The 5,734-nt window shown below is 67.2% G+C and carries 6 protein-coding genes and 1 pseudogene; all 7 read left to right on the top strand.

Translation table 11 applies throughout. From position 1 onward, the window contains the following. A partial coding sequence (locus AB4Z01_RS35915) for a hypothetical protein (RefSeq protein WP_441701604.1) occupies positions 1-450 on the top strand: 450 nt, incomplete at its 5' end. Further along, entirely contained in the window at positions 447-1,469 is a 1,023-nt protein-coding gene (locus AB4Z01_RS35910; protein ID WP_441701602.1) for a DUF4123 domain-containing protein, read from the top strand. The genes AB4Z01_RS35915 and AB4Z01_RS35910, both read left to right, overlap by 4 nt. Next, a complete protein-coding gene (locus AB4Z01_RS35905; RefSeq protein WP_441701600.1) occupies positions 1,466-2,335 on the top strand; it encodes a hypothetical protein in 870 nt (289 codons plus the stop codon). Before AB4Z01_RS35910 ends, AB4Z01_RS35905 begins: the two co-directional genes overlap by 4 nt. 11 nt (positions 2,336-2,346) lie before the next feature. Further along, positions 2,347-2,892 (top strand): SMI1/KNR4 family protein, encoded by a 546-nt coding sequence (locus AB4Z01_RS35900; RefSeq protein ID WP_441701599.1) that lies wholly within the window; start codon positions 2,347-2,349, stop codon positions 2,890-2,892. A gap of 23 nt (positions 2,893-2,915) precedes the next feature. Beyond that, positions 2,916-3,605 carry a hypothetical protein gene (locus AB4Z01_RS35895; RefSeq protein ID WP_441701597.1) on the top strand — a complete coding sequence of 230 codons (690 nt, stop codon included), beginning with the start codon at positions 2,916-2,918 and terminating at the stop codon, positions 3,603-3,605. Next, a pseudogene (locus AB4Z01_RS35890) lies at positions 3,602-3,778 on the top strand (PAAR domain-containing protein); the annotation flags it as partial. The gene AB4Z01_RS35895 and the pseudogene AB4Z01_RS35890, both read left to right, overlap by 4 nt. A gap of 61 nt (positions 3,779-3,839) precedes the next feature. After that, a partial coding sequence (locus AB4Z01_RS35885) for a type VI secretion system Vgr family protein (RefSeq protein WP_441701595.1) occupies positions 3,840-5,734 on the top strand: 1,895 nt, incomplete at its 3' end.

Raw genomic sequence — 5,734 nt, 5'->3', positions numbered from 1 at the left:
CTGCAGGCCTCGGGCACCGGCCTGGGGTCTTCGGTCAACCAGCTGTTCTCCCTGCCCGGAATGATGAACACCGTCGTCGGCAGCTTCAAATCCGACACCGTCGGCGTCGCCCGCCACGAACAGGTCGGCGTCGCCAAGACCGTCAATGTCGGACAGGCCTATGTCGTCCAGGTGGGCACGGAGATGCGCACCAAGGTCGGGGAGACCGTCGACCTCGCCTCGGGCGAAAAGATCGTCCACCGCAGCAAGCAGCATTTCACGGCGGCGAAGGAGAAGATCCTGCTGTCGGCGCCGGGCGGGTCGATCGAGATCAACGAGACCGGCATCGTCATCAAGGGGCTGAAGGTGGAGATCAAAGGCAATTCGATCGACTTCTCCTCCGGCGGTCCGGGCAAGGGAACCGACCTGGCCTTCAGTGAGGAGTGCCCGGCCCAGAAGCCCAAGCCATGATGCAGGCGGTTCTCGACTTCCTCGAAGCCGAGCGCGCCGCCGCCGGCGACGGGGCCAAGCTCTACGTCATTGCCGACGGCGGGCGCGACCGGAACATCCGCACGCTGCTGCAGGGCCTCGCCGAGGAGAGCGCCAGCCTGTACCAGGGCGAGGCTCTCGCGGAATATGGCGACGAGGCGCCTTGGCTGGCGACGGCCGGGCCGCATGGCGGCTTGTGGACTTGGCTGATCGAGGAAGGGCTGGGTCAGCGCTGGGGCGTGTTCCTGGTGTCGCACCGGGATTTCGACGCGGTCCGCCGGCATCTGCGCCGCTTCGTGAAGATCCGCACTTGGGAAGACCAGCTGGTCTATTTCCGCTTCTTCGACCCCTTCATCTGGAACAGCCAGGTCGGCTTCCTGTCGGCGGAGCAGCGCCGGCATCTGTTCGACGGCATCGACCGAACGATGACCGAGCTGGGCGACAACGGCTTCATGCGCCTGCGGCTGGAAGCGGATGACCGCTTCGCCGCCCGCATCATCGAGCCGAAGCCGGACGGCGGGATCGAGACCACGGACCGGCAGCAGAGCCTGCCCGGGATCGACCTGGCCGGCGCCGGCATCCGACCCTATCTGACGCTGACGCGCGCGCAGATGGAGGCGCCGCTCCTGTTCAACCGGCCCATGCTGATCGAGCATGTACTCGATCACCTGCGACCGGATCACGGCCAACGCATGTCCTTCTTTCCCGAAGGGGCGTTGCGCTCGATGGTCAATCGCGGCATCGAGCTGGCGTTCTCCTACGGCATCTCCGACTTGGCCCATATCCGGCTGTTCTGTGACCTGATGTGGCGCATGGCACCCGGCTTCCACCGCCAGCAACAGATCACCGCCGTGCTGCGGCGCACCGATCTGCCGGCCGAGCGGCGCTTCGACATCCTGGCGGACGATCGCTATGCCGGCGCCTGGGTCGAGGCCGAAGAACTGCGCGACTTCAAGGACTGGTTCCCCGACCTTCCACGCCCCCAGGGGACGACGCCATGAGCCAGGAATTCAATCGCCTGGGCCAGCAGGAGCTCAAGAACGACATCTGGAGCAAAGCCAGGGAGATCGCGGTCCAGAATCCGGAGATCATCACCGATGTGACCGGCATCTTCGACCCGACCCCGATCTCCGACGGGATCTCCACCGCCGCCGCCTTGTGGAAGGGCGACTGGATCGGCGCCGGCCTGTCCGCCGTCTCGATGTTTCCCTATCTCGGCGATGCCATCGGCAAGACCGGCAAATTCGCCCGCTACGGCGCGAAAGGCGAGAAGATCGCCGATCTGGTCGGCGGCCTGATGGCCAAGGCGCTGAAGGGCGGCGACGCGCAACGCCAGTTCCTGCAATGGCTGTCGCCGCAGAAGGTCGACGCGCTGCGCAAGCAGGCCATGGAGAAGGTGCGCGAGGCCATGCTGAAGGCCCGCAAGAAGGTGCCCAACTGCAAGGAATGCGAGGAGTTCAAGGGCAAGCTCCAGATGCCCAAGAAGGGCGAGAAGGGCAAGTGGAACACGCCGGACGGTGAGGCCCCCACCAGCGGGAGCGGCAAGTTCGAGTTCAATGAACCGGTAAAGCTGCCGGACGGCCGGACGGTCGATCACATCGAGTATCGCGACGGGTTCCCGGTCTTCGACAACTATGTCGAGGGACAGAAGCACACGCTAGATGTCGTCACCGGCAACGTTGACAAGGACCTGTCTCAACTGAAGCGGCAATACCCGGGCACGGACGTACCGGACCTCGATGACTTCGTCCTGCACCATTTCGAAGACGGGCAGGTCGGGTTCGTCCCGAGAGCGGTGCATGATAAGGCGGACACCGGCGTGGCGCATGCGGGCGGCAACTCGATCATCAACTCGGACCTGTTTTGAGGAGCACGACAATGGACCTGGCGAGCATCAATCCTCGTCTGGCAGCGGTCGCCGCAGCGCAGCCCAACGCGAAGCAGGCTGCCGACGCGATATCGAATCTGGAAGCCCAGATCGGGCTCCCCTTGCCGGCCGAATATTCTGAGTTCCTCAAGGATTACGGCGCGTTGAAGATCCAGAACACCGATCTCGGCTGGTTTGTCGTGACCTTCCTGGCGGGCGACCAGAAGGTCGTGCAGCCCGGCTATTTCGGCGGCTTCAGCAATGCGGAGCGGATCGCGGACCGCTATAAGAAATTCGTCGACCCGTCCAAGCATGAAGACGGCGTCGGGACACTGATTCCACAGAGCATGATCCCGATCGGCGTCAATGCCGGAACGGATTACGTTCTCCTGGACCTCTCCGCCGAACGCTCGGGCTGGGTCTGGCAGTGGCCGGAGCAATACGCGACCTGGGGCACGAAGGAGAACGACCGGATGGGCCTGATCGCCCGCAGCTTCACCGAATTCCTGGCGGGCATCCGGACCGAGGGCGAGGTCGAGGCCGCGCTTCGACGCTGACCTGAGGCCGCCCCGGAGACCCCATGCCTCTCGATCCGGCCAGGCTGGTGCCCGCCATACGGCGCGACGCGGAGCTGATCGCCTCGACCTCCTTCGAGGCGTGGCCCGAGGTCGCGCAGGCGGCGGCGCTGGCCCGCCCCCTCGCGGCGCTGCGGCTGACGCCGACGGAGCTGGAGCGGGTTCTCCGGCACAACCGGTCGTACCGGACACGCCACGGCATCGCCGCCGCTCCGACGATCGACGACCTCGCGGCCCGTCTGTCCGCCATCGCCCCCGAAGCGCCGCTCTTCCCGAAGCTCGGGCCGCTGAGCTGGAAGGAGGCGCCGTGGCTGGCCTGCCTCGACGGCACGGCGGCCGCGCTGTGGAGTGGCGTCCTGCTGCGTTCGGCAACCGATCGCATGGCGCTGGTGCTGGAGGCCTGGCTGGCGCTGGAGCAGCCGGCCCTGCTGCATCTTTTTCCTTACCTCGATCTCGCCGATGCCGTGGAGATCCGCTTCGCCGTGCAGGACGGGTCGATCCGGACGTCGCAGCGCCGAGGCGATCATCCGGCTCACGCCAGCGGGTCGGACGCGCAGGAATTCGTCCGGTCGCTGGCCGCCGGCACCTCGCTCGACCGTGTCTTCATCGACGTGATCGACCGCGGGGCGGGCGATCTCCGCATCGTCGACATCAACCCGATTCTCGATAGCCGCCGCCCCGGGAGGGCCGCATGACCGGACGTCCGATCGCAACCATCGGCCATCACCACCTCTGCCCGGCGGCTGAAGGGACGAAACCGCATGTCGGCGGGCCGATCGTGCAGCCGCAGCAGAGCTTCGTGCGCCTGAACGGCGTCCCGGTCGCGGTGCGCGGCGACAACTCCGACTGCGATCCTATCTCTCGGCTTGCCAAAGGCGCCCGATCTGGCGACAAGTTGAACAGATTTCGATGCAGTCGGAGCCGTCGTCATGGGGGGTTACGATTACGTCGGTTCGTTGACGCAGGCCGGTCGGCTGCTGACGATCGACACGCCGTTGGGCCAGGACGTCCTGCTGCTGGAAAGGCTGCAGGGGCAGGAAACGCTGTGCGACCTGTTCGACTTCAGGCTGCATGTGCGCTCGAAGCGCCAGGACATCGCGCCGGACGAGGTGGTCGGCCTGCCGCTGTCCTGGACCCTGGAGCTGCCCGGCGGCACGCGGCGGAGCTGGTCCGGCGTGGTCGGCGCGATCGAGGCCGGCCATGCGGTCGGCGACGGCATGCGCGCCTACACCGTCACCGCGAAGCCGTGGCTGTGGCTGTTCGGACATACCTCCGACTGCCGCATCTTCCAGCACAGGACGACGCAGCAGATCCTCGAGACCATCTTCGGCGAGGCCGGCATCCGGGACTATGATTTCGGCGCCGTTACCGGGCCGAAGGAGCCGCGCGGCTACTGCGTCCAGTACAACGAGACCGACCTGAACTTCGTCTTCCGGCTGCTGGAGGAGGAAGGCTGGTGCTGGTGGTTCCGCCACGAGGCCGGCCAGGATGGCGGCGCGGGCCGGCACGTGCTGGTCGTCGCCGACAGCCCGCGCGCCTTCGCGCAGGGCGAGGAGCCGCGGCTGCGCTACACCACGACCAATGTCGACCTGAACGACGTCACCGTCTGGACCCGGCGCTGGGCCTTCAAGCCCGGCGCGGTGGCGGAATCGGACTGGAACTTCGAGACGCCGCGGCAGGACCTGACCCGGGCGCAGCCGACGGTCAACCCGATCAAGACCTCCAAACCGTTCGAGATGTACCGCTGGGGCGGCCGGTTCCTGGAGAAGGGCCGGGCCGACCACATCACCCGGCGGCGCATGGAGGTGCATGAGGCGGCCTTCGACACGGTCGCGGCCGAGAGCGGCAACCGCCGCGTCGCCCCAGGCCAGGGCTTCACCCTGTACGGCCACCCGGTCGCGGCCGAGAACGGYGATTACACCGTGGTCTCGGTCGACCACGAGGCCAAGGACCCGACCTACGCCCCCGATGCCGCGACCGAGGGGCCGAGCTACGCCAACCGCTTCGTCGCCATGCCGGCGAACAAGCCCTTCGTGCCCGAGCAGAAGACCCCGCATCCGAAGATCGAGGGGGTGCAGACCGCGACCGTGGTCGGCCCGCCGGGCGAGGAGATCTGGATCGACCAGTACGGCCGCATCCAGGTGGCGTTCCACTGGGACCGCTACGCCAGGCACCGCGACGGCGACAGCTGCTGGATCCAGGTCTGCCACGCCGTCTCCGGCCCCAATCACGGCCTGCAGGTCAAGCCGCGGATCGGCATGACCGCCTTCATCACCTATCTCGACGGCGACCCGGACAAGCCGCTGTGCATCGGCACCGCGCCGAACCCGGACAACATGGTCKCCTACGCCTTCCCCGACAACAAGACGCGCTCGACCTGGCGCTCGCTGTCGCACAAGGCCCAGGGCTATGTCGGCAACAACGAGATCTCGATGGAGGACGACACCGGCCGGGAGAACCTGTTCCTCCACGCCCAGAAGGACCACACGGTCAAGGTCCGCAACAACCATGTGAAGCGGGTCGACAACGACAAGGTCGAGAGCATCGGCGCCAGCAAGGCGATCAATGTCGCCGCCAACCACAAGGAGGAGATCGGCGGCTCGATGAATCTGACCGTCGGCGGCGCCGGCGGGGGTGCCCCCGGCCTCCTGGCCAATGTCGCCGGGCTCGCCGGCTCCTCGGCCGGGCTGATCGCCCAGGCCACCAGCATCGCCCAGCGCGGCGGCGCCTTCTCGGGCGGTGGCGGCGCGGCGCCCACCGGCGCCTCGGATGGAGGGGGCATCGCCGGCAGTCTCGCCGCCGGCGCGCTGGCTGCGACCCCGGC

The sequence above is a fragment of the Inquilinus sp. YAF38 genome (assembly GCF_052113205.1).
Taxonomy (GTDB): domain Bacteria; phylum Pseudomonadota; class Alphaproteobacteria; order DSM-16000; family Inquilinaceae; genus Inquilinus.
This window is presented reverse-complemented; position numbering and strand designations above follow the sequence as displayed.